20 protein-coding genes are annotated in these 22267 nt (G+C 57.8%); 10 read left to right on the top strand and 10 right to left on the bottom strand.

The features are described 5' to 3' along the window. Positions 1–2: 2 nt before the first annotated feature. The 4 genes from CYR32_RS10510 (at position 3) to CYR32_RS10495 (ending at position 5255) form a co-directional block, all read left to right on the top strand. The gene (locus tag CYR32_RS10510) at positions 3–2099 is read left to right on the top strand and encodes a pyrroloquinoline quinone-dependent dehydrogenase (RefSeq protein ID WP_101824351.1); all 2097 of its coding nucleotides are present in this window, start codon (positions 3–5) and stop codon (positions 2097–2099) included. Positions 2100–2767: 668 nt separating this feature from the next. Next, on the top strand, positions 2768–3433 hold the full coding sequence (locus CYR32_RS10505) for a hypothetical protein (RefSeq protein WP_101824350.1): 666 nt from the start codon (positions 2768–2770) through the stop codon (positions 3431–3433). A 67-nt stretch (positions 3434–3500) separates the two neighbouring features. Continuing rightward, the gene (locus CYR32_RS10500) at positions 3501–4208 is read left to right on the top strand and encodes a lipopolysaccharide core heptose(II) kinase RfaY (RefSeq protein WP_101824349.1); all 708 of its coding nucleotides are present in this window, start codon (positions 3501–3503) and stop codon (positions 4206–4208) included. A gap of 123 nt (positions 4209–4331) precedes the next feature. Then, complete coding sequence (locus tag CYR32_RS10495) at positions 4332–5255, top strand: GntR family transcriptional regulator (RefSeq protein ID WP_101824382.1); 924 nt, start codon at positions 4332–4334, stop codon at positions 5253–5255. Here the strand turns inward: CYR32_RS10495 and CYR32_RS10490 are convergent. Together CYR32_RS10490 and CYR32_RS10485 are read right to left on the bottom strand one after the other, a co-directional pair. Further along, the gene (locus CYR32_RS10490) at positions 5242–5544 is read right to left on the bottom strand and encodes a putative quinol monooxygenase (protein ID WP_101824348.1); all 303 of its coding nucleotides are present in this window, start codon (positions 5542–5544) and stop codon (positions 5242–5244) included. The two genes, CYR32_RS10495 and CYR32_RS10490, sit on opposite strands and share 14 nt — an antisense overlap. Next, positions 5541–6614, bottom strand: a complete 1074-nt coding sequence (locus CYR32_RS10485) for an Ldh family oxidoreductase (RefSeq protein ID WP_101824347.1) — start codon at positions 6612–6614, stop codon at positions 5541–5543. The genes CYR32_RS10490 and CYR32_RS10485 overlap by 4 nt, the downstream gene beginning before the upstream one ends. A 370-nt stretch (positions 6615–6984) precedes the next feature. On the opposite strand from CYR32_RS10485, the gene CYR32_RS10480 reads away from it, so the two are divergent. Genes CYR32_RS10480 through CYR32_RS10465 form a run of 4 tightly spaced genes read left to right on the top strand, consistent with a single transcriptional unit; the run spans position 6985 to position 11875 of the window. Beyond that, the gene (locus tag CYR32_RS10480) at positions 6985–7881 is read left to right on the top strand and encodes an ABC transporter substrate-binding protein (RefSeq protein WP_101824346.1); all 897 of its coding nucleotides are present in this window, start codon (positions 6985–6987) and stop codon (positions 7879–7881) included. Next, on the top strand, positions 7878–8801 hold the full coding sequence (locus CYR32_RS10475; protein WP_101824345.1) for an amino acid ABC transporter permease: 924 nt from the start codon (positions 7878–7880) through the stop codon (positions 8799–8801). Before CYR32_RS10480 ends, CYR32_RS10475 begins: the two co-directional genes overlap by 4 nt. Continuing rightward, positions 8794–9555, top strand: coding sequence for an amino acid ABC transporter ATP-binding protein (locus CYR32_RS10470; RefSeq protein WP_101824344.1), 762 nt, complete (start codon positions 8794–8796; stop codon positions 9553–9555). Before CYR32_RS10475 ends, CYR32_RS10470 begins: the two co-directional genes overlap by 8 nt. Before the next feature lie 34 nt (positions 9556–9589). Then, positions 9590–11875, top strand: a complete 2286-nt coding sequence (locus tag CYR32_RS10465; RefSeq protein WP_101824343.1) for a molybdopterin-dependent oxidoreductase — start codon at positions 9590–9592, stop codon at positions 11873–11875. Positions 11876–11898: 23 nt separating this feature from the next. Here CYR32_RS10465 and CYR32_RS10460 read toward each other — a convergent pair whose 3' ends face one another. The 3 genes from CYR32_RS10460 to CYR32_RS10450 are packed head-to-tail and all read right to left on the bottom strand — an operon-like array spanning position 11899 to position 14908. Continuing rightward, on the bottom strand, positions 11899–13215 hold the full coding sequence (locus CYR32_RS10460; RefSeq protein WP_101824342.1) for an MmgE/PrpD family protein: 1317 nt from the start codon (positions 13213–13215) through the stop codon (positions 11899–11901). Beyond that, complete coding sequence (locus CYR32_RS10455; RefSeq protein WP_101824341.1) at positions 13212–14366, bottom strand: amidohydrolase; 1155 nt, start codon at positions 14364–14366, stop codon at positions 13212–13214. Before CYR32_RS10455 ends, CYR32_RS10460 begins: the two co-directional genes overlap by 4 nt. Next, positions 14363–14908, bottom strand: a complete 546-nt coding sequence (locus tag CYR32_RS10450; RefSeq protein WP_101824340.1) for a GNAT family N-acetyltransferase — start codon at positions 14906–14908, stop codon at positions 14363–14365. Before CYR32_RS10450 ends, CYR32_RS10455 begins: the two co-directional genes overlap by 4 nt. A gap of 267 nt (positions 14909–15175) precedes the next feature. On the opposite strand from CYR32_RS10450, the gene CYR32_RS10445 reads away from it, so the two are divergent. Both CYR32_RS10445 and CYR32_RS10440 read left to right on the top strand, forming a co-directional pair. Further along, positions 15176–16246, top strand: coding sequence for an iron-containing alcohol dehydrogenase family protein (locus CYR32_RS10445; protein WP_101824339.1), 1071 nt, complete (start codon positions 15176–15178; stop codon positions 16244–16246). Positions 16247–16294: 48 nt separating this feature from the next. Next, the gene (locus tag CYR32_RS10440) at positions 16295–17596 is read left to right on the top strand and encodes an LLM class flavin-dependent oxidoreductase (RefSeq protein ID WP_101824338.1); all 1302 of its coding nucleotides are present in this window, start codon (positions 16295–16297) and stop codon (positions 17594–17596) included. A 132-nt stretch (positions 17597–17728) separates the two neighbouring features. Here the strand turns inward: CYR32_RS10440 and CYR32_RS10435 are convergent, their stop codons facing one another. The 5 genes from CYR32_RS10435 to CYR32_RS10415 all read right to left on the bottom strand — a co-directional run bounded on the left by CYR32_RS10435 (position 17729) and on the right by CYR32_RS10415 (position 22235). Then, positions 17729–18172: a Shiga toxin A subunit gene (locus CYR32_RS10435; RefSeq protein ID WP_101824337.1), complete on the bottom strand. Its 444-nt coding sequence runs from the start codon at positions 18170–18172 to the stop codon at positions 17729–17731. Positions 18173–18177: 5 nt separating this feature from the next. Next, a complete protein-coding gene (locus CYR32_RS10430; RefSeq protein ID WP_101824381.1) occupies positions 18178–18594 on the bottom strand; it encodes a tlde1 domain-containing protein in 417 nt (138 codons plus the stop codon). Between the two features lie 475 nt (positions 18595–19069). Next, positions 19070–20101 carry a methionine synthase gene (locus CYR32_RS10425; protein WP_101824336.1) on the bottom strand — a complete coding sequence of 344 codons (1032 nt, stop codon included), beginning with the start codon at positions 20099–20101 and terminating at the stop codon, positions 19070–19072. 28 nt (positions 20102–20129) lie between these two features. After that, the gene (locus tag CYR32_RS10420) at positions 20130–21113 is read right to left on the bottom strand and encodes a DUF1852 domain-containing protein (protein ID WP_101824335.1); all 984 of its coding nucleotides are present in this window, start codon (positions 21111–21113) and stop codon (positions 20130–20132) included. Positions 21114–21350: 237 nt separating this feature from the next. Beyond that, a complete protein-coding gene (locus CYR32_RS10415; RefSeq protein ID WP_101824334.1) occupies positions 21351–22235 on the bottom strand; it encodes a LysR family transcriptional regulator in 885 nt (294 codons plus the stop codon). Between the last annotated feature and the right edge of the window lie 32 nt (positions 22236–22267).

The raw sequence follows: 22267 nt of genomic DNA, 5'->3' as shown, positions 1-22267 counted from the left end.
CTGTGCATAACGATAAACACTCTCCATTAATGAAAGTCAGCATGACGGCGCTGGCGCTGCTGGTCACCCCGCTGACGCTGCAGGCGCAGGATAAAGCCGCCGAAGCCTCTATGGGCGCGCGGGAAGAACTCAATGTGGATGCAGCCAATCAGCAAGCGCCGGGAACCACGACATCCACTGCAGATGTCTCAACGGGCAATCACGACACACAGAACGCTGACTCTGCCGCTCATCCGGGGACGTCCCTGGTGCCCTCTGTTGCCACCTGGGACAGCTTTCATGGCCAGCTTAACGCCCAAAAATATAGCCCGCTGAAACAGATCACCGCTGATAATGTTAATAAATTAAAGAAAATCTGGGAGTTTCATACCGGCGATGTCTCGGACGGCAAAGGTGACACTCCGGCCACCGTCTGGTCAGCAACACCTATTTTTGCCAACGAGACGCTCTACATCGGCACGCCTTTTGATCGCCTGATTGCGCTCGACCCCGGTACAGGCAAAGAGAAGTGGCACTACGATACGAAATCCTCACGCAAAGCCCTGACGCAGCCGGTACTGAAAAACCGCGGTGTCTCCTACTGGCAGGCAAAAAAACCGGTCGCCGGGCAAGCCTGTCAGAAGATCGTCTATATGGGCACGGTTGACGGCAAACTCTTTGCGCTGGACGCCGATTCAGGTAAGCCGTGCAAAGAGTTTGCTGACAATGGCGTGCTGGATATCAATCAGTGGAACACGGTTAACGCCAAATATCCGCTGTCGATACTGCAGCCGCCGACTGTCGTGGGCAACCATCTGCTGGTAGGCTGGGCCGGTAAAGACTGGGCCTATGCTGAAGCGCCTCCGGGCTCCGTGTTCTCCATCAATGCACAGACCGGCGAGCGTGAATGGACCTTTGACGCGATCCCGGCAGCGATCCGCCAACGCACCGGTACGGCTAACGTCTGGACGCATATGTCTGCCGATGAGGCGCATGGCTTAGTCTATCTGCCGGTCTCCTCACCTTCCCCCAACTACTGGGGCGGTAATCGCGTCGATCCTATTCCGCTCGGCACCTCAACCACCGCGCTGGACATCAACACCGGTAAAGTGGTCTGGTCCCGCCAATGGGTGCATCACGACGTGTGGGATTACGATATCAACTCTGCGCCGACGCTGATGGATATCACCGTAAACGGCAAACAGATCCCGGCGCTGATCCAGGCGACCAAGCAGGGCTTTCTGTTTGTTGTGAACCGTCTGACGGGTGAGGATGTCTGGCCGATTGAAGAACGTCCGGTGCCGCAGGGCGATGGTTCGGTGCAGGGCGAAGTGCTTTCGCCAACGCAGCCGTTCCCGACCAAACCCGCCCCGCTGCTTGATCAGTCGAAAAAGCCGGCAATCTGGAAACTGGCGGATATGGTGGGTGCCGGCCAGTGTTCGCGCCTATGGGATAAGCTGACCTATGAGGGGATGTACACGCCGCCGACCACCAAAGGCGAGGGCACGCTGACCTATCCGGACAGTGCCGGTGGCGTCCAGTGGGGTGGGGTAGCGTTCGATCCGGAAAAACAGATCGCCATCGTCAACACCTCACACATTGTGCAGTATGTGAAGCTCTACAGCCGTGAAGATTACGATAAAGCGGATAAGGACTCCGGCAACGAGAGCGGCTTTGCGCCGCAGGAAGGGGCCCCTTACGGTCTGCGCCTGATGGTGGCAAATAACTGGTTGGGTATGCCGTGCTGGCAGCCGCCGTTCGGCGAGATCGTCGCGCTGGATATGCATACCGGTGATGTGAAATGGCGTCGTCCGGTTGGCGCGTCTCAGCAGTACGGCTTCTTTATGCCGGAAAGCTGGGGCTCACCGACTATCGGCGGCCCGGCTGTCACCGCTGGCGGCGTGGTGTTTATCGGCGCCTCGATGGATGCCAAAGTCCGCGCCTATTCAGTGGATAGCGGTGAAGAGTTGTGGTCCGATCAGGTGGAAGCCCCTGCGGTAGCGAACCCGTCGGTCTATGAATATAAAGGCCGTCAGTATGTGGCGTTCGTCGCAGGCGGGAATACTATCCTGAAGGATCAGGTTGGCGATCAGGTCGTGGTCTATGCGCTGCCTGAATAGCCATTTATACAACTATCAGTGAAACAGTGTGGGGCCTTAGGGCCCCATTTTTAAAACGTTTAATACCTCCTTTCTGTGCCGGCTCCCCCGGCTGGATTAAGCACAGCTCCCCCTGTACGCAAAAGCCCTTTGCGCCGCCGTATGGCAGGTAAACGCCGCCTCTGATCAGTTCTTATCGTCGCCGGGCAGCCACGGCACAGCGCCAGGCTGTGATCGCCGGAAACACGTTTCTTCATGGGGATGTCCGCACGCTGCTGATGAAAAGATGGCTAACTTCGCGGTGTAGTCATTAATGGGGAGCAAGCCAGGGATATGTCCAAAACGGTATGATTTATCTTAGGGGCAATATAAAAGGTAAAATTCACCAACGCCTTAACGCGCCGCGTAATAATGCGTAAGCCCTCATGGCGGCATTACAAAATGTGGAGTCAGTAATATTTCAAAAATAGCAGTCAATATTAAAAAAAGATGCTGCCGGGGAGCGTAATCCGTGCCCGGCAAAAAGGTGCCCGTATTAGCCAGCCTTTACGGATGCGCGAAGCACGAATAACGTTAACTGATTAATTACAGTAAGTGACAATATAGTTTATAAATCTTTGGGCATTTTTTGACAAAACGATAACAAAAAATATACCTATAATCATCGGTTTCCGAACTTAAGGCTCTTTATGTTTACTCACCCCTTTTCCGGAGTCAGGCTGGCTGTCTTTGTCTCTTTTTTCGCTTTTGTCTTGTCGTGCCTGTTACCGACAAATACCGTCATCCATTTAATGGAAGAGGGCCAGCTGATCGAAACATTAACGTTATATGCGTATGCTGTCGCGCTTCTGTATTTGATTTTCCGGTCTGATCTTCACATTGCTTTTATGACTCGCTGCGCCATTATTCTTTGCCTGTTTATCATGATGGCCAGAGAGGCAGATTTACACAAATCCATTGCTCATATGAGCATGCTTAAACTGCGCTTCTGGACTGGAAACCTGCCTTTGCATGATAAGATAGGCGCGTTGTTAATCCTGTTACCTGTTGTGGCCGCCTGCCTCTTCCTGCTTATAAAACATGCAAAAAATATCCGGCTCCAGGCGAAATTACATAAAGCCTATGCCGTCACCACGGTAACGTTCGTTGTATTAATACCTTTGACTAACATCGCTGACCGTTCATTAGGGTTGCTTAAAGAGAATTTTGGGTGGCATGCGCCTCTTTGGTTAGTGGCATTTCAGACCTCACAAGAGGAGCTGCTGGAGATGTCTTTACCGCTGCTGGCGCTACTTGCGGCGATACAATACAAACGCAGTAAAGACATAGGCGACATTGTTCAGGTCTATACCTAGGTAATAGTCATGAGGCAATATACCCTTATTGCCTTTTATCATTTTTTATCCGTTCTTTAGGGTAGTTATGCTGTACAAGTCCAGACATAAAAACTTTACTCTTCATGTCAAAGGAAGTAGTACACCTTATCATCGTATCTTTGCAGACTTCGTTAATTACCGTCTGTCGGTTGTCAGTGTCTTTCGTAACCAAAATAAAACTAAAGTCATGCTGATTGAGCATGACAAGCATCTCTATGTGTTGAAGGTTTTCAAACCTAATGGAAAAAAGATTGAACGCCTGTATAAGTCTTGGTTTAAAAAAGATTATTCTTTTAACCTGATTAAAAGAAATGATGAGCTCTGGGAAAGAGGCATGCGTTTTCAGAATGACGTTTACCTGTTAGCACGACGCAAGAAAATCGGTTGCACCGATCTCTATGTGATGCTGTTTGAATACATCCCCGGCAAAGTACTGAATGAATTTGACGAGATCCCTGAAGAGATCAAGCAGGAAATCGTCTGCAAAATGGCACTATTACACCACCATAAACTCGTGTCGGGTGATGCGCATAAAGGCAACTTTATTCTTTCCGCAGAGGGGTTACGCATCATTGACTTATCCGGGAAAAATTTCACCCGGCGCAGGGTGGCAGAAGATCAGCTGATGCTGGAGCGCTACCTCAATATCAATAATATTGAGAAAGATGTGTCTTATCATCTGGTCAAAACAAAATCCACGCTTCGGAAAAAAATTAAAAACGGCAAAAAGAGAGTGGTGAATATTCTTAATTAACGATAAACATCCCGAGAAAGCATTGATTCAGACAGCATGTGCTTTAGTTAAAAGCCCTGCACAAGGCCGCCAACTGTAATATCCTGTCCCGGATAGAAAACCTGACGCCTGGGCATGGTGAAAATGAACCTGACTCCTCTGCAATCCCGCATTTTACGGGAGATTGTCTCTTATGTACGCCGCGAGCTGTTGCCGCACGGCACGCATGTCGTTGAGTCCCAGCTGGCGCGCGAGCTTAACGCCTCCCGTTCACCGGTGAAAACCGCGCTGACCTTTCTGACGCAGCAAGGCATGTTCACCTACGACAAAAACCGCGGTTACTTTCTGGCGCAACACGCCAGTGAGCTGGGCCCGCTCGCGGAGCAGCTCTCTGCCCAAAGTGAAGATCCTGTCTATCAGCAGATTGCTGAGATGAGGCTGACGCGCACGCTGCCGGAGCTGTTCACCGAGATTGAGCTGATGCGCGAACTGAACATTTCACGCACCGTGCTGAGGGGCGTGCTGACGCGCATCCAGCAGGAGGGCTGGCTTGAGTTCCGCGCCGGGCAGGGGTGGAAAACCCTGCCGGTGATTGATTCCTTTGAGGCTTATCAGGAGAGTTATGCGCTGCGCATGATGATTGAGCCGGCAGGCCTGATGGGGGATTCCTTCCGCCTTGACCGGGCACGGCTGGAGGCGTGCCGCCGTCAGCAGCAGTTTATCGCCGGGGGCGGTTTTATGACGATGACGCCGCGTGAGCTGTTTGAGACGAACTCAGACTTCCATGAGACGCTGGCGGCCTGTTCCGGCAACCGTTTCCTGCTTCAGACCGTCAGACGCCTCAACCAGTTGCGCCGCCTTGTGGAGTACCGCCAGGCGCAGGAAAAACGCAGTCAGCGCCGGCACCATGCTGAAGAGCACCTGGAGATCCTGGAACTGCTGTTGGCCGGGGATCGGCCGGCCGCGGCCGGGAAGCTCAGGTTGCATCTTGAGCGGGCAACATCCGACAAGGGGCAATCTGAATTTTTCAGCCGCCAGCCGGCAGGGGACGCGGTCAGCCGTGGCTGAAGAGGCGGCGGCTCAGCGTGTTGACCTGTGACCCTTTCACCACGCACGCCTCCGCGGCCTTGCGCCACACCGCAAAATGGGGCGCGGCACGGTGCGCCTCCACGGCGGCCTCATCCGTATAGAGTTCATAGAAGATAAAGTGCAGCGGGTCTTTCAGATCCTGTGTGACATCAAAAGAGTGGCAGCCGGGTTCATCATGAAAGGTGGCGCGGGCATTGGCCTCGATAGCTTTCAGGAAAGTCTCCAGCTTCTCTTCGTGTACGTAGAGTGAAACGGTCAGTGCGATCATAGTGCTTCCTGTGATGTGTCATTAATAAGTGCCGGTAACGCCACGGCCATTTCTTCCGCCAGCCGGGAGAGGCTCTCCCAGGTGCGCTCGGCAAGGGTGATACCGGCCGCGAGATGGTGCCGGGTATGGCGATCCTCCAGCTCGCCGGGGTAGAAGATTTCGGCAACGCCGTGGGCCGTGGGTGCCTCTTTTACCTGGTCGATCAGCTGGTTGAGGCGCGCCATAAACAGCTCGCCGGGCATCATGGCGTTGATATCGAGGGTGATCAGCAGGTGGCCGCATCCGCTGGGTTTATCTGCCTGATAGGGGCCGTTGACCCCGTGACCAAATTGGCTGCCGGTCAACACACCGGCCAGCACATCCATCATAAAAGCGATGACGTACCCTTTATGGCCCGCCATCGGCAGGATCAGCCCGTGGAGGGCGTCGCTTGCCGCCGTGGTCGGCACGCCCTGTTCGTCGGCGGCCCAGCCCTCAGGCAGGGGATCGCCCCGCTCGGCGGCCAGGTAGATTTTGCCGCGCGCGACGGCGGTGTTGGCAATATCCATCACCACCACGCCCCGTTTACCGGCCGGTGCCGCGATTGACCAGGGGTTGGTGCCGATCAGCTTCTCTTTACCGCCCCAGGGGGCCATGGCCGGGCTGGCGTTTGTCGCCAGAAAGGTGATAAAGCCTTTTTCAGCGGCTTTACGTGTGAAATAGGCGGCCGTGCCAAAGTGGTTTGAGTTACGCACGGCGACTGCGCTGATGCCGTAACGCCCGGCGCGCGCCATGCCCAGCTCCACCGCGTTCATGGTCAGCACCTGGCCCATGCTGTGGTTGCCGTCAATCACCACGACAGCCCCGTTGTCTGTTTCAACCGCGCTCCTGTCGGTGGGGTGCATCGCCCCGTGGCGCAGCCGCGCCACATACCAGGGCAGCCGGAGCATCCCGTGGGAGGCGTGGCCCCAAAGCTCCGCCGCGACCAGGCTGTCAGCCACCATCAGGGCGTCCTGTTCAGGCACGCCAAGCGCGTCAAATACCGCTTTCCCGAACTCCCTTAATGCATCCGCCTGAACCACTTTAGCCATCATCCTCTCCAGCCATGCTTCGTGTAAATGCATTCTATTCGGATAAAGTGCAATAAGTAAACGGCACTTCCCGGTTGATGGCGGAATGTGTGACGTTGAGCGTGGTAAGAACAAGAAGGCCGCCTCAGGCGGCAAGAGGGATCATCCACAGATGGCGCGCAACGGGTCTATTGCCGGATTCCGGGAAAATATATCTATTTTTAGCATTTGTGATCGCCGTAGCTCTTCACTGAGAATGACAACGGGACATTCCGAGGATGATAACCCCCTTAAAGCACAGGGTTTATTGGCTTTTTGGCGCTAATAATACATCGCTACCTCAATGCCTTTTCCCGCTGGGAAACACTTTATATATCAGGAGAAAGGTTCCGTGAAATTCGCAAAAGGCTTCACCCTTTTCGCACTTGCTCTGAGTGCGCACACCACGTTTGCCGCTGAACCGTCTGTGCCTACTGACAGCGCCCTGCATGTGCAGGCTGACCCGGCGCTGAAAAGCCTGTTGCCTGCGGATATCGTGAAACGCGGCTACATCGTGGCCGGAACCAACCCCAACACGCCGCCCACCACCTTCTATAAAGAAGACAATAAAACGCTGGCCGGCCGTGAAATCGACATCATGAACGCCGTGGGTGAGCGCCTGGGCATCGCGGTGCAATGGCGCGACACCGGCGGTTTTGACAACATCATCCCCGGCCTGAAAACCGGGCGCTATGATGTTGCGCTGTCAAACATCAACGCCACGCCGACCCGCCTGAAACAGATCGACTTTGTGGGCTACTACAACGCCAGCCTGCTCGGCGTCATTTCAAAGAAAGCGGCCAATATTACCCCGTTTAAATCCCTCAGCGAGGTATGCGGCAAAGAGGTCGGTGCCGGGTCAGGCACCACCCAGGTAACCCGCCTGGAAGAGGCCAGCAAAGCCTGTGAGGCCGCGGGTAAACCGCCGATCAAAGTCTCGGTCTTCCCGGATCGCCCGGCCGGTGTGCAGGCGGTGGTCAGCGGCCGCGTCCCGATGTTCCTGGGGCCGTACGAAGGGCTGCTGTGGCAGGTGAAAATCATCAAGCCCCTGACTATGAGCGGTGAGATCACCGTGAATGACGCCCCTGTCTCGGTGGCGTTCCCGAAAGCCTCGCCGCTGGAACCGGCCGTTCAGGCCGCGCTCACCTCGTTAATCAAAGACGGCAGCTACAAGAAAATCCTCGACAACTGGGGCATTGGATTTGGCGCTGTGACCGAAGCCAAACGTAACGAAGAGATCTTTCAATGAGTGATGTTCACGACCACGCCGACGATCTGAAAATCGTCGGTAAACGCTACTACGGACGCTGGCTGAGTGCGCTGGTGGTGCTGTTGTGCATCGTGGCGATGGCGCATTCCATGATTAACAACCCGCGCTTTGAGTGGGGAGTGATCGCCGAAAACTTCACTGCCCCCTCTATTTTGCAGGGTGTGCTGATGACGCTGCAGCTCACCGCCATTTCGGTGGTGCTGGGGTTTGCCTTCGGCACGGTGCTGGCGCTGATGCGCCTCTCCTCTAACCCGGTGCTGGTGACGGTGAGCTGGGCCTATACCTGGTTTTTCCGCGGCGTGCCGATGCTGGTGCAGCTGTTTCTCTGGTACAACATCGCGGCACTCTACCCGGACATCGTGCTGTCGATCCCCGGTTTCGGGGAGATCTGGCATGCCGACGCCAACTCGCTGGTCAGCCCGTTCAGTGCGGCCGTGATCGCGCTGGTGATGCACCAGTCCGCCTATGCGGCGGAGATTGTGCGGGCCGGAATCCAGAGCGTGGGCAATGGCCAGATTGAGGCGGCGCGCGCGCTCGGTTACCGCCCGGCGCAGATCTTCCGCCACACCGTGCTGCCGCAGGCCATGCGCGCCATTATGCCGCCCGCGGGTAACGAGATTATCGGCCAGCTGAAAACCACGGCAGTGGTGTCGGTGATCTCCCTGCAGGACGTGCTGTTCTCCGCGCAGATCATCTACCAGCGCACCTATGAGGTGATCCCGCTGCTGCTGGTCGCGACGCTGTGGTACCTGCTGATGACCTCCGTGCTCTCGGTGGGCCAGTATTACGTGGAACGCTATTTTGGCCGCGGCGTCACGCGCCGTGAAAAGCGCGGCGTATGGCCGTCGTTGCCGCGTTTCTCCGCGCCGAAAACCGAAAGGAGCGTGAGCAATGGCTGAGGCAATTACCCTGCGCAAGGTCACCAAACGCTTCTCCGGCGTGACCATCCTGGACGAGGTTAACCTCGATATTCCGGCCGGTTCCGTCACCGTGATCCTCGGGCCATCCGGCTCCGGTAAATCCACGCTGCTGCGCTGTATCAACCACCTCGAAAAGCTCGATGGCGGCACCATCCGTATCGGCGGCCAGATGGTGGGTTACCAGCAAAAGGGCCAGGCGCTGCATGAACTGAGCAGCAGCGCCATTGCGCGCCAGCGGGCGGAGATCGGCATGGTCTTCCAGCAGTTCAACCTCTTCCCGCACCGCACTGTGTTGCAGAACATCACCGATGCGCCGATGCGGGTGAAAAAGCAGAGCCGCCAGCAGGCCACCAGCAAAGCGCTGGCGCTGCTGAAACAGGTGGGCCTGGCGGGGCGTGAAGAGGAGTGGCCGCAAAACCTCTCCGGCGGCCAGCAGCAGCGTGTGGCGATTGCCCGCGCGCTGGCGATGGACCCGGGCGTCATGCTGTTTGACGAGCCGACCTCTGCCCTTGACCCGGAGCTGGTCGGCGAGGTGTTGCAGGTGATTAAGCAACTGGCGCATTCCGGTATCACGATGGTGATCGTCACCCATGAGATCGGCTTTGCCCGCGAGGTCGCGGACAACATTGTCTTTATGGAAGGCGGCAAAATCGTGGCGGCCGGCCCGACGCAGCAGGTGCTCGACGACCCGGAAAACGGGCGGGTAAGAGACTTTATTTCAACGGTGCTTTAAGCACCGTTTTTCTTTGTTTGAGCCAGGAACCGTGATGACGCAGAAACCGGTAATGCACAGCGCCCACTGGGGCGCATTTCACGCCCAGCGCGAGGGCGAGCACCTCAGGGTAACCCCTTTCCCCCGCGACCCCGACCCCAGCCCCTTATTGCAGAACTTCCGCCACGCCCTGCATCACCCGGCCCGTGTCGCCCGCCCGATGGTACGCCGGGGCTGGCTGGAAAACGGGCCGGGGCCGGATCAGCGCCGCGGTGCCGATGAGTACGTGGCCGTCAGCTGGGAAGAAGCCTGCCAGCGGGTCGCGCAGGAGCTGAAACGGGTGGGGGACGCCCACGGCCCGGCGGGGATTTTCGGCGGCTCTTACGGCTGGTCCAGCGCGGGCCGCTTCCACCATGCACAAAGCCAGGTACACCGTTTTCTGAACACGGTGATGGGCGGGTATGTCCGCTCCGTCAACAGCTACAGCTCCGGCGCGGCCTCGGTGCTGCTGCCGCACATCGTCGGTGACATGACGGAAATCGCCCGCCGTGGCGTGAGCTGGGAGGAGATCGCCGCCCACAGCGACATCGTGCTGGCGTTTGGCGGGCTGGCGCTGAAAAACTCGCAGGTCGCCAGCGGCGGGCTGAGTGAGCATACCGAACGTGGCTTTATGCGGCAGGCGGCGCAGCGCGGCACCCGCTTTATCTCCGTCAGCCCGCTGAAAAGCGATCTCCCTGACGAGGCGCAGGGGGAGTGGCTGGCGCTGCGGCCCGGCACCGATGCGGCGTTTATGCTCGGCCTGCTCTCGGTGTTGATCGCCGACGGCTTAACCGATGAGGCGTTCCTGGCCCGCTATTGTGTCGGCTGGCCGGAGATGGTGGCCTACCTCCGCGGTGAAGAGGATGGGGTGGTCCGCGACGCACGCTGGGCGGCAGAGATTTGCGGCATCAGCAGCGAGGCGATCGGCACGTTTGCGCGCCGGTTGCACGGCAAACGCGTGCTGGTGACGGTGGCCCATGCGTTACAGCGCGCCGAGCACGGTGAACAACCGGTGTGGCTTGGGCTGGTGCTGGCGGCGGCGCTCGGGCAGCCGGGGCTGCCGGGCGGCGGGTACACCTATGCGCTGGGCGCGTTGGGGCACTATGGCAAACACCATAATCTGGTCAGCTTCCCGGCGCTGCCGCAGGGCAAAAACGGCATCGACCGCCTGATCCCGGTGGCGCGTATTGCCGATATGCTGCTGAACCCCGGCACGCCATTTGACTACAACGGCCGCCGGCTCACCTATCCGCATATCCGCCTGGCCTACTGGGCGGGCGGCAACCCGTTCCACCACCATCAGGATCTGGCGCGCCTGCGCCGGGCGTTTTGTCAGCTCGACACCCTGATCGTGCATGAGAGCGCCTGGACGGCCAGCGCGCGCCATGCCGATATTGTCCTGCCCGCCACCATGACGCTGGAGCGCGAGGACATCGGCGGCGCGCCGACCGATCGCCATCTGGTCGCCATGCAGCCGGTGGCCGCACCTTATGCGGAGGCGAAAGATGATTACACCATCTTCAGTGAACTGGCTCGGCGGCTCGGCAGGGAAGAGGCGTTCACCGAGGGGCGGGACGCGCGTGGCTGGCTGCAACATCATTACCGTCAGTTGCAGGAGAAGCTGGCGGCGCATCAGGTCACGATCCCGGAGTTCGGTCAGTTCTGGCAGCAGGGGGTGATTGAACTACCGCAGGTAAAAGACGGGGGCCGCATGATCAACGCCTTCCGCGCTGACCCTGAGGCGGCACCGCTGCCGACGCCGAGCGGTAAAATTGAGATCTTCTCTGCCACCATTGCCGGGTTTGGCTATGAAAACTGCCCGGGCCACCCGGTATGGCGTGAACCGCAGCAAAAGCCGGACGCTGACCACCCGCTCTGGCTGATCGCCAACCAGCCCGCGACACGCCTGCACAGCCAGCTGGACTTTGGGGAGTACAGCCTGAGCGGCAAGCGCGGCGGGCGGGAAGTCTGTCGCCTGAACAGCCAGGATGCGGCCGCGCGTGGGATTGCCGACGGCGATATTATTGAACTCTATAACGACCGGGGCCATGTGCTCGCCGCAGCGCGCCTGACCGATGCCATCATGCCCGGTGTGGTGCAGCTCCCCACCGGGGCCTGGTACGACCCGGTCGACCCCACCGCTGCCCGGCCGTTATGCCGCCACGGCAACCCGAACGTGTTGACCCTGGACATCGGCACCTCTTCCCTGACACAGGGGTGCAGCGGCCAGATCACGGTAGTGCAGGTGCGGAAATTTGCCGGGGAGGTGACGCCCGTGCAGGCGTTTATTCCCCCGCAATAGCGCCCGCCATCACCCTCCGGCCGTCAGGCGATACCTTGCAACAGGGCATCGCCGACGGCCTGCAGATCCGCCGTTGAGCGCAGCGCGCTGTGGTCCAGCAGTGCCGGGGCGTCCCCGCGCAATGCCGCCCGCAGTTTTCCGCCGACATCCACGCCCTCCGCCAGTGATTCCTGACGGGTGCGGCGCTGGTTCAGCGTCATACCGTCCTGAAGTGACAAGGTCACGTCGTGGAAGCGCAGCGCCGGGTTAAGCGCATCCGGCGGCGCGGCGCTGTCCGGGGTGCGGCGTACTCGGACGGCCAACGGCATAATCCCCGGGTTGAGGTCGCCTTCGGCAAAGTCCTGCAACCGCAGGTCGCCGTAGATCAGCATCGCGGCAATCACATATTCCAGGCTGAAGCGCGCCTCAATCCCCGTGGTGGGCACCCGCACCGAGGCGGCGATATCCCCGCCTGGCGGGAAAGCGACGGTAATATCCGCGATCTGATCCAGCAGCGCCTCAAGGGGCCGGCCGCTTGCCAGCCAGCGCCGGCGCAACAGGCGTGCTGCTTCCGCCGCGCTGTGTGTCCCGGCGCAGGTCGGGAAGGGCTTGAACTCCAGCCCGGGCGCGCTGATCCGCCAGGGCGCGCCCCAGTTCTCCAGCAATTTTTCCGGCTGCGCCTCGCCCCGGCTGCCGGCGTCGAGAAAGGCGTTAATCACCCCGCTCTGCCTGCCGTCTATGCCCGCCAGCGTCAGCTGGGCGGCGGTGACCGCGCGCTCAGCGGCGAAACCGGCATGCAGCGGTTTCACCAGGGAGCCAAACTGCGCGCGCAGGCCGCTGGCCTGGGTGGCTGCGATCCCCAGCAGGGTTGCGGTGTCGGCCTCCGTAAGATCCAGGAAACGGGCCAGCGCCGCGGCCGCCGCAAGGGTGCCCAGCGTCGCGGTGTTGTGATAGCCCAGCGCGTAGTGCTGCTGGCTCACCGCCAGCCCCAGACGGCCCGCCGTTTCCACGCCGATGGCGTAGGCCTCACAGAATTGCTCAACGCTTGCCCCCGGGTGGTGGTGGTGCCAGGCAAACAGCGCCGGCAGGATCACCACGCTGGGGTGGCCGCGAAAATCAGCATGAAAATCATCATAGTCGAGGGCGTGGCCGGCATAGCCCAGCAGCAGCGCCTGCGAACGCACGCTGCCGTCGCCATACAGGGTACGCAGCGCCGGTAAGCCGCTGTCAGGCACATGGCCCTGTAACACCGGCCAGGTCACCGCCAGAAAATCCCGCACGCCTTCACGCGCGTGGTCGCGCGCCGCGGCATCCGGCTGGCTGTGGACGATCCGTCCGGCCAGGGCGGCAGTCAGGCTCATTGGGGCAGCCCCGGGTGCTGGAGCGCCGCCCGCGCCAGATCGGCCAGATAGCGCGCCGTGGGCAGCAGCACCTCATCATTCACGCGGAATGCCGGGTGGTGCAGCGCATAAGGTTCGCCGGTGCCGACCATCATAAAGGCACCGGGCAATTGCTGCTGGTAGAAGGCGAAATCTTCACCGATCGGGCTGGCCTCTACCACGCGGCCTTCAAACCCGCTGGCGTCGGCCTGCCGCAGGGCAAACTCCGCCCAGTGCGCATCGTTCATTACCGACGGCGGCCCGGCATGCCAGTCGAACCTGACCTGCGCGTCAAAGGCCGCACCGATGCCCTCCGCGAGGGCGCGGAAGCGCTGTTCAAGGCGTTCGCGGGTCGCCTGTGAGAAGGTGCGTACCGTGCCCTCCAGCCAGGCGCTGTCGGGGATGACGTTCCAGGTGCTGCCGCTGTGGATCTGGGTAACCGAGACCACGGCGTTATCGGCGGAAGGGGCGTTCCGGCTGATCAGCGTCTGCGCGGCCGAGACAATCTGCGCCGCAATCACAATCGGGTCATTACCCTGGTGGGGCTTGGCGGCATGGCTGCCGGTGCCGGTCACCGTGATCTCAAAGCGGTCCACGGCGGCGGTGAGCGGGCCGGCTTTGCTGCCGATCACCCCCGGCGGGAGGGAGGGATCGTTATGGATGCCGAAAATCGCTGCGGCACCGGTTAATGCACCGGTGGCGATCACCTCCGGCGCACCCTGGCCGGTCTCTTCTGCCGCCTGGAACAGGATGCGCACCCGGCCCGGCAACGTGGCTTCCTGCTGCTTCAACAGGATCGCCGCGCCCAGCGCCGCGGCGCTGTGGAAATCATGGCCGCAGGCGTGCATCACCCCCGGGCGCTCTGAGCCGTAGCTGACGCCGGACTGCTCCTCAATCGGCAGCGCGTCGATGTCCGCACGCAGCACAATCAGCGGCCCCTGTGGCTGGCCCACTTCCGCAACCAGCCCGGTTTTCAGCGGCAGGTCGAGGATGCGGATCTGGTGTTGCTCCAGCTGTTGGCGCAAACGGGCGGTGGTTTCAACTTCCTGGTTCGAGAGTTCCGGGAAACGGTGCAATTCATGGCGGAAGGCGATGAGGTGTTCGCCCAGCGCCGCGTAATCTGTGGTACTCATGCCTTATTCCCTTGTGGTGCGGCCTGCCGGGTCAGCCAGGCGTCATGTGCGGACGCATCCAGCACTTTTTTCATATAGAGGGTGATATGACCTTTACCCAGGTCAGTGGTATGCATCGGCTGGAAGCCCCGCTTCAGGTACATCTCTTTCAGCCACGGATGATTGGTGGCGGTGCCGAGCGAAACCGCAGGCGCGCGCAGCTGGCCGATGAGGATCTCCTGCTCTAAGCGGTCCTGCACCTGGCGGCCAAAATGCTGCCCGGGGTAATCCGGGTGCGCGCCGAACCAGCCGATGTGCGGCAGGCCAAACGGGCCGGGCAGCGGCCCCCAGGGGTAGCGCAGGGTCACCGAGGAGACCATGTCACCGTTGGCATACAACGCATAAACCCCGTGGCTTTGCAGATGGCGCAGCGCCTGTTCGCGGCTGGCCGTGGCGGCATCAAAACGGATGCCCAGCGCTTTTACCGGCGCATAGGCGGCATGCATCAGCGCCAGATAGATATCCACTTCATCCTCTCTGACCTGGCGAAAATCGAGTTGCATAGTCTTCCCGGGAAACCGCCATGCCGGCGGTTTATTAAGTGAGCCTTTGAAGGGATTGAGATTAACAGCAAAGGCCCGGCCCGCTATATCTGAAAAATAACTAAGCTAATACAAATTTGTGAAAATGAAACGCCCGGTTTTTTATTGCTTAAATCGCTATTTACCGTAGTATGCAGAAAATAAACAGCGCTATAACAAACCCCTATTAACTCTCTGTAATTACTCTACTTTATCCGTTATAGCCTTCCATTTAATCAGGGTAACGCCGTGTTAGCGATTAAATCTCCGTCTGCCTATGCCCATGAGGCAGGCCTGCGCGCCCGCGCGGGTGAATTTATTAAACCTTACGCCACGCACATCCGTATTTTGACTTCCCCTCAGGCCTGGCAGGCAGTGAATCCCGGAGTAAGCCAGAGCCTGGAAGCGAATGGGATCCGCTGGCAGCTGGAGTATCTCCACGGTGAATGTACCGATGAGGCCATCGCCGGGTTAACACAGAACACGCAACAACAGGGCGCAGAACTGCTGCTGGCAATCGGCGGCGGGCGCGTGCTGGATGCCGCGAAAGCCGCCGCCGGCCAGCTCCCGGACATCAGGCTGGTGAACTTCGCCACCCTGGCCGCCACCTGCGCGGCCTGGTCACCGGTGGCCATCATCTATACCGCCGACGGGGGCTATGTGCGCAGCCAGCCGCTGAAGAAAATGCCGGATCTGGTGCTGGTGGACAGCGAGGTGATCGCGCAAAGCGACGTGCGCTACCTGAAGGCGGGCATTGTGGATGCGCTCGCCAAATATTATGAGTTCCGCCCCTACCAGCGCCGGAACCCGCATGATTTGGCCCTGGGCCTGAAAGTGATGACCGCGCAGCAGGCGCTGGAGACCTACCGGCAATACGGTGACGCCGCCGTCGCCGCCAACCGGCAACAGCAGGTGACGCCGGAACTGGTCAACGTCATTGATGCCAATATCGTGCTGGCCGGGCTGGCGAACAGCGTGCGCGATGTGGTGCCCACGCCGGGCTTTGCCCATGCCATCCATAACCGCCTGACCCGCCAGCCGGAGCTGCACGCCTGGCTGCACGGCGAGAAAGTCGGTTACAGCCTGCTGGTGCAGTCGCTGATTGAGCATGACGGCGTACCGGACGCCGGGCTGCTGGCGCTGCTGCGCCAATACGACATGCCGTTACAGCTTCCCGCGCTGGACGGCGACCGCCAGGCCGCCATCCGCCGCATCGCGCAGCAGATCACTTTCCCGCAGGGGGCCGCCGAACGCCTGCCGTTTACCGTTTCCGCTGCGGCGCTGGAACAGGCGCTGCTGGCGACCGAAAACCCTTTTTAAGCGTGCGCTGCGGCGCACATTGTCATTTTTACAGACCAGGAATCTTCTATGGACCGCGCAACATCCTCACGCCGCCTGCGGCTCGGCCTTTTCGTTCAACCGGTGGGCCAGCATGTGAGCGGCTGGCGTCTGACACAGCATCTGGGCGACCCGACTGACATCGACTGGCTGATCACCCTTGCGAAAAAAGCGGAAGCGGGCAAATTCGACCTGTTCTTTGTCGGTGATGCGCTGGCCACCAGCATGTACCGCCTGCCGTCGACCATGGCACGCCTGGAGCCGCTGACGATGCTCTCGGCGCTGGCGGTCAACACCACGCGCATTGGCCTGGCCGCGACCGCCTCGACCACCTTCAGCGATCCTTTTACCATGGCGCGCAGCTTCTCCTCGCTGGACCACATCAGCCGTGGCCGTGCAGCGTGGAACGTCGTGACCTCGTTTTCCACCGATGTGGCGCGCAACTTCAGCCGCAGCGATATGCCTGACCATGCGTCACGCTATGCCCGCGCGCGTGAATTCCTCGAGGTTGCGTACAAGTTGTGGGAAGGCTGGGAAGCCGGTGCCGTGCAGCCCAACAAAGAGACCGGTGACTACTTTGTCGATGACAAAATCAAGCCGATCAACCATCAGGGCGAGCATTTCCAGGTGCAGGGGCCACTGAACATTACCCGTTCGCCGCAGGGCCGCCCGGTGATTATCGAAGCCGGTTCCTCTGCCGATGGCCAGAAGCTGGCGGCTGAAACTGCGGAAGTGATCTTCACTGCTGCCGCCAGCCTTGAGGAGGCGCAGGCCTTCTACCGCGCCCAGAAAGACCAGGTGATTGCCGCCGGGCGCAACCCGGACCACGTGGTGATCATGCCCGGCGTGATGCCGATCATCGGCCGCACGCGTGAAGAGGCAAAAGCGCTGTGGAAGGAATTGAACACGCTGGTGGATATTGAGAATGGCCTGCGCCAGCTGTCGCTGCGTTTCAGCATGGATCTCAGCCAGTACCCGCTGGATGGCCCGGTGCCGGAGGTGCCGCTGGGGGAGGGCAACCAGAGCCGCGTCAAACTGATGACAGACATGGCGAAACGCGAAAACCTGACGCTGCGTGAACTGGCGGCCGTGGCAGCCGGGTCGCGCGGGCACCGCGTGATTGTCGGCACGGCAGAGGACATCGCAGATGATTTCGAGCTGTGGCTGGAACAGGGCGGTGCCGATGGCTTTAACATCATGCCGGCCATTATGTCGGAACAGCTGGACCTGTTTGTGGAGCTGGTGATCCCGGAACTGCGCCGCCGCGGCCTGTTCCGTGAGGAGTACGAATTCGCCACCCTGCGCGAAAACCTCGGCCTGCCGGTGGTATAAGGGCGGGGATAACGGCAGGGCTGCTGATAAAAGCCTGAGCAGGAAAATTAACACGTAAAAAAGGATCCGCTAAGGATCCTTTTATTATTGCTGAGTGATTCTGATTTCGATGAAAATCTTAGAGAGCGGTTGCTAGAATTGACGTGACAGAATCAGATAGCCATTAAAGCGTACAGAACATTCATCATTATTTATAATGCTTGAAGCGATGAACGTATCGCTTTGGCCTTTATTGTTCACGAATATATATCTGGCCGTGATGTTTTTTGCCCCGTTGGTGTAATAGCTTTCGAAATAATCACCCTCAGGCAAGAGAGCTTCCCCATTTCTCTGCTTATCTGCATTACTATCGGTTCTGGCAAGCTGCCTCGCAAGCACTTCAGAGACAGGAGAAATATCCATAACATTCACTTTCATTTTGTGGCGCTGGATAACCGCAGCGTCAATATTTAAATCATGCGTGACTGCATCAAACAGAGACTGCTCCATCCAACTACCGACGATTGCACATCTATTTTCTACGGCATATGAAAAAAATGGCACGGTGATAAAAATACCTATAAGCGCCTTTTTCATAAAAATTACTCCACAGTCAGCGAGTGATCACCACTTGCAGCAATTGCTTTTCGGCCTGGTAAATCGACAATGATACAACCCTCTGAAGCTTCGCCTGGATGTTTTGAACTATCTCCGTGGATCATGAAACCATCCCGGCCGCACATAGAGTTCGAGGTTGAGGGGGTGAGCCGCATCGTCCATGCACGTGTCTTAGGATGATAGAAAGGGTCACCGATTGTGTATCTGCCGCGTGGGATCGGGCCTTTACCCTTTATACATTCATTTGCGCTGTTGTCTTTGTAACCCGGCTTTCCTGAGTATTTTGCGGAAAACTGGTAGGTTCCATTGAGGTAAAACCCTTTCGAGCTAACTATATCAACAGAGCCTTTTACGAGATTTCCTGCATCATCAGTGAGCCATAAGTACACGGGTATAGCCATTCTTTATTTCCTTATAAATCATCAATCTTGATAATGGTCAAAATTATATATTTCGTTGAATCAATATATTTATCGAGAGTGGGCTTCTTTACCTCCATCAATTCACTTATCTGTTTAGCAGGGTACATGCATAATTAGCATACCGCCGCCATGACCACAATATTTGTATGGGTTCATTTGGCATGTATAGGGACAAATTTTATTCTGTGACTCTGTTTGGAACCGAAACGGGAATTGAAGAAAAGAAAACCTTCGTTTTCATTATCTTTGCCATGGAGGCCAGGTTATTGCGGTCTGTAAAGACAGAGTAAGCGGAAAGTGAAAATTATTTTGCAGGTGAAATGTGGCATTAAGGAAAGGCAACCATTGTTATTGCCAACGTGCCGGGCAGATTGAACGAGGGAGCAGCGCCACAATGCGATCATGGCGGCGCTGAGAGAGCGGGGGAGAGGGCGATCGCGATCGCCCACGTTTCTTATTTCGCCAGCAACTCTTTGCGGACAATCTCTGCGCCTGCGCTCAGCGCATTCAGCTTGCCTCTGGCCACATGGCGGGACAGCGGGGCCATGCCGCAGTTGGTGCATGGGTAGAGCTTGTCGGCATCCACGAATTGCAGCGCTTTGCGCAGCGTCGCGGCCACCTCTTCCGGGGTTTCAATGGCGTTGGTTGCCACGTCGATCGCGCCGATCATCACTTTTTTACCGCGGATAAGCTCAATCAGCTCCATCGGCACATGGGAGTTCTGGCACTCCAGCGAGACGATATCGATATTGGATTTTTGCAGTTTGGGGAAGATTTCCTCATATTGCCGCCACTCGGACCCCAGCGTCTTTTTCCAGTCGGTATTGGCTTTGATGCCGTAGCCATAGCAGATATGCACCGCCGTTTCGCATTTCAGCCCTTCGATGGCGCGTTCAAGCGTGGCAATGCCCCAGTCGTTCACCTCATCAAAGAAGACGTTAAAAGCAGGTTCATCAAACTGGATAATATCGACACCCGCCGCCTCTAATTCTTTCGCTTCCTGGTTAAGGATTTTGGCAAATTCCCAGGCCAGTTTTTCGCGGCTTTTATAGTGGTTGTCATACAGCGTGTCGATCATCGTCATCGGGCCCGGCAGCGCCCATTTGATCGGCTGGTCAGTCTGGCTGCGCAGGAATTTGGCATCCTCCACAAATACCGACTTCTGGCGGCTCACTTCGCCCACCACGGTCGGGACGCTGGCATCATAGCGGTTGCGGATTTTTACGATCTCGCGCTTTTCAAAATCCACGCCGCTGAGGTGTTCAATAAAGGTGGTGACGAAGTGCTGGCGCGTCTGCTCGCCGTCACTGACGATATCAATCCCGGCCTGTTGCTGCTCCTGCAGCCCTACGCGCAGCGCATCCTGTTTGCCCTCAACGAGTTCTTCACCCTGCAATTTCCACGGTGACCACAGCGTCTCTGGCTGTGCCAGCCAGGAAGGTTTAGGCAGGCTGCCGGCAGTGGAGGTTGGTAATAACTTTTTCATAAATAGATGACCCTGTCTTTTTAATTAATCAAAGTACGGCAGTCGCAGACCACTGCTCAAGCACCGTCTGGTAGGGTTTGATGAAGTGCGCTTCGGTAAACTTCCCCTGTTCAATCGCCAGCCGGCTGCGCTCTTCCCGATCGTAAACAATGCGGGTCAACGAATAATCCTGTTGCGTCAGGCTCGGTTGATAGCGTTTTCCTGCCGGAGAATTCGCATTGTAAATTTCCGGCCGGTAAATTTTCTGGAACGTTTCCATAGTGCTGATGGTGCTGATCAGCTCCAGGTTGGTGTAATCCGCCAGCAGATCCCCGCTGAAATAAAACGCCAGGGGCGCAACGCTGTTGGCAGGCATAAAGTAGCGCACCTTTAACCCCATTTTCGCGAAATAGCGATCCGTCAGGGAAGGGGCATCCTGCTGGTATTCGGCACCCAATACCGGATGATGGTTAGTGGTGCGGTGATAGGTATTTTTATTGGAGACACTCAGGCAGATCACCGGCGGCTTGCTGAAATTCGCTTTATACGCTTCTGAATCAACAAAGTGCTTGAAGATTTGCCCATGCAACTCACCAAAGCGCTCCGGAATACGGAACTCCGCCTGGCCTTTATTATGTTCCGGCAGCACTACGCTGAAATCATAATCCCGTACGTAGGAGGAGAAATTATTACCGACAATGCCTTCGATATGCGCGTTGGTTTTATGATCAACGATCGTGGTTTTCAGCACTTCAATCACCGGGAAGGCATTGGCATTACCTTCCGCCTCAATATTCAGCTCTGCGGAGATGATGTCAATCACGACGGAATAACGGTTCCCCTCCGGGTTATCCCACTGCGCCAGGGAGTTAAACCGGTTATTAATCATCACCAGGGCGTTACGCAGGTTTTCCTGACGCTTATCCCCCCTGGCCAAATTAGCAAAGTTAGTGGTGATCCGCGTATTTTCAGAGGGGTTATAATGCTCGTCAAAGCGGAGGCTTTTAATGGTGAATGCGAAATTTGTCGTCATCGTAATCTGGTATCCTAATGTCTGATTTAAAACCCGGTTAATTTTTTACTTGTCAGGATGTCCCGATTTCCATTGCTTGCTTTTTCATTCCGGTGTCTTCATATTAATTAGTTACTAACAATGCCTCTTTTATGCCTGAGTCACTGGTTGAATAAAAGTGATATAATTTCAATGAACATGAACTTTGTTCATGATTGGAGCCGATTCGGCAGGCATGCAGAAGTTTCAGGCTGACGCTCATATTCTTAGTGTATCGATCACCGCCCGCAGGGCAGGAGATGCATTGCGGTGGGGGTAATAGAGGAAAGACCCGTCCAGGCGCAGGCTGTAACGTTGCAGAACCCTGATAAGCCGGCCTTGCCCGACATCATCAGCAATCAGCTCCTCAGGGACATACGCGAGGCCGAGGCCCAGCCTGGCGGCCTTGGCTTCCATATAGCTGTCAGCAAAGGCCCACTGCCCCTGTGGCCGGTGCGCAATCTTTTTTCCGTCCTGATTGAGTTCCCATGCGTACAGGCTGCCGTCACCGAACTGGTAAGCGATGCAGGGATGTGCCACCAGATCGGTTGGTGTTTGCGGGAAACCGTAGCGGCGAAAGTGCTCAGGCGTGCCGACAACGGCCATCTCCATATCAGGCGAAATGCGCACTGCGACCATGCCGCTGCCCACTTCCGGGCCGAGGCGCACCCCGGCATCGAACCTCTCCGCGATAATATCGACAAACCGGCTTTCGCTGATCAGCTCCAGCCTGATATCCGGGTAACGCCGTTTAAACACTGCCAGCTTCGGTAGGAGCAGTTTATCAATGGCGTGCTGACTGGCGTTGATACGTACTGTGCCGGAGGGGGTATTCCGGTAATAGGCCAGCGTGGAAAGCCCCTGGTCTAACGCATCGAACCCGGATGCCACCGTCTGATAGAGCTGCTCACCCGCCTGAGTCAGTGACAGCCGGCGCGTGGTGCGCACCAGAAGCTGTACGCCCAGCCGCTCTTCAAGTTCGCGGACAGACCGGCTAATCCCTGATTGCGCCAGCCCAAGCCGTTGTGCCGCGGCAGTAAAACTCCCTTCCCGTACCACCAGCATAAACAGATAGAGATCGTTATAGTTTTCCCGTTTTGCCACTCTCTTGCCCTCGCCGTTGTACCGCTATTTAT

The organism is Chimaeribacter coloradensis (genome assembly GCF_002858715.1).
Lineage (GTDB): Bacteria > Pseudomonadota > Gammaproteobacteria > Enterobacterales > Enterobacteriaceae > Chimaeribacter > Chimaeribacter coloradensis.
This window is presented reverse-complemented; position numbering and strand designations above follow the sequence as displayed.

Excerpts from the sequence above, each read along its gene's own strand:
- CYR32_RS10425 (WP_101824336.1), bottom strand. The coding sequence starts at position 20,101 with ATGAAAAAGTTATTACCAACCTCCACTGCCGGCAGCCTGCCTAAACCT.
- CYR32_RS10440 (WP_101824338.1), top strand. The coding sequence starts at position 16,295 with ATGGACCGCGCAACATCCTCACGCCGCCTGCGGCTCGGCCTTTTCGTT.
- CYR32_RS10460 (WP_101824342.1), bottom strand. The coding sequence starts at position 13,215 with ATGAGCCTGACTGCCGCCCTGGCCGGACGGATCGTCCACAGCCAGCCG.
- CYR32_RS10450 (WP_101824340.1), bottom strand. The coding sequence starts at position 14,908 with ATGCAACTCGATTTTCGCCAGGTCAGAGAGGATGAAGTGGATATCTAT.
- CYR32_RS10495 (WP_101824382.1), top strand. The coding sequence starts at position 4,332 with ATGAACCTGACTCCTCTGCAATCCCGCATTTTACGGGAGATTGTCTCT.
- CYR32_RS10500 (WP_101824349.1), top strand. The coding sequence starts at position 3,501 with ATGCTGTACAAGTCCAGACATAAAAACTTTACTCTTCATGTCAAAGGA.
- CYR32_RS10455 (WP_101824341.1), bottom strand. The coding sequence starts at position 14,366 with ATGAGTACCACAGATTACGCGGCGCTGGGCGAACACCTCATCGCCTTC.
- CYR32_RS10420 (WP_101824335.1), bottom strand. The coding sequence starts at position 21,113 with ATGACGACAAATTTCGCATTCACCATTAAAAGCCTCCGCTTTGACGAG.
- CYR32_RS10505 (WP_101824350.1), top strand. The coding sequence starts at position 2,768 with ATGTTTACTCACCCCTTTTCCGGAGTCAGGCTGGCTGTCTTTGTCTCT.
- CYR32_RS10430 (WP_101824381.1), bottom strand. The coding sequence starts at position 18,594 with ATGGCTATACCCGTGTACTTATGGCTCACTGATGATGCAGGAAATCTC.
- CYR32_RS10485 (WP_101824347.1), bottom strand. The coding sequence starts at position 6,614 with ATGGCTAAAGTGGTTCAGGCGGATGCATTAAGGGAGTTCGGGAAAGCG.
- CYR32_RS10475 (WP_101824345.1), top strand. The coding sequence starts at position 7,878 with ATGAGTGATGTTCACGACCACGCCGACGATCTGAAAATCGTCGGTAAA.
- CYR32_RS10490 (WP_101824348.1), bottom strand. The coding sequence starts at position 5,544 with ATGATCGCACTGACCGTTTCACTCTACGTACACGAAGAGAAGCTGGAG.
- CYR32_RS10470 (WP_101824344.1), top strand. The coding sequence starts at position 8,794 with ATGGCTGAGGCAATTACCCTGCGCAAGGTCACCAAACGCTTCTCCGGC.
- CYR32_RS10465 (WP_101824343.1), top strand. The coding sequence starts at position 9,590 with ATGACGCAGAAACCGGTAATGCACAGCGCCCACTGGGGCGCATTTCAC.
- CYR32_RS10435 (WP_101824337.1), bottom strand. The coding sequence starts at position 18,172 with ATGAAAAAGGCGCTTATAGGTATTTTTATCACCGTGCCATTTTTTTCA.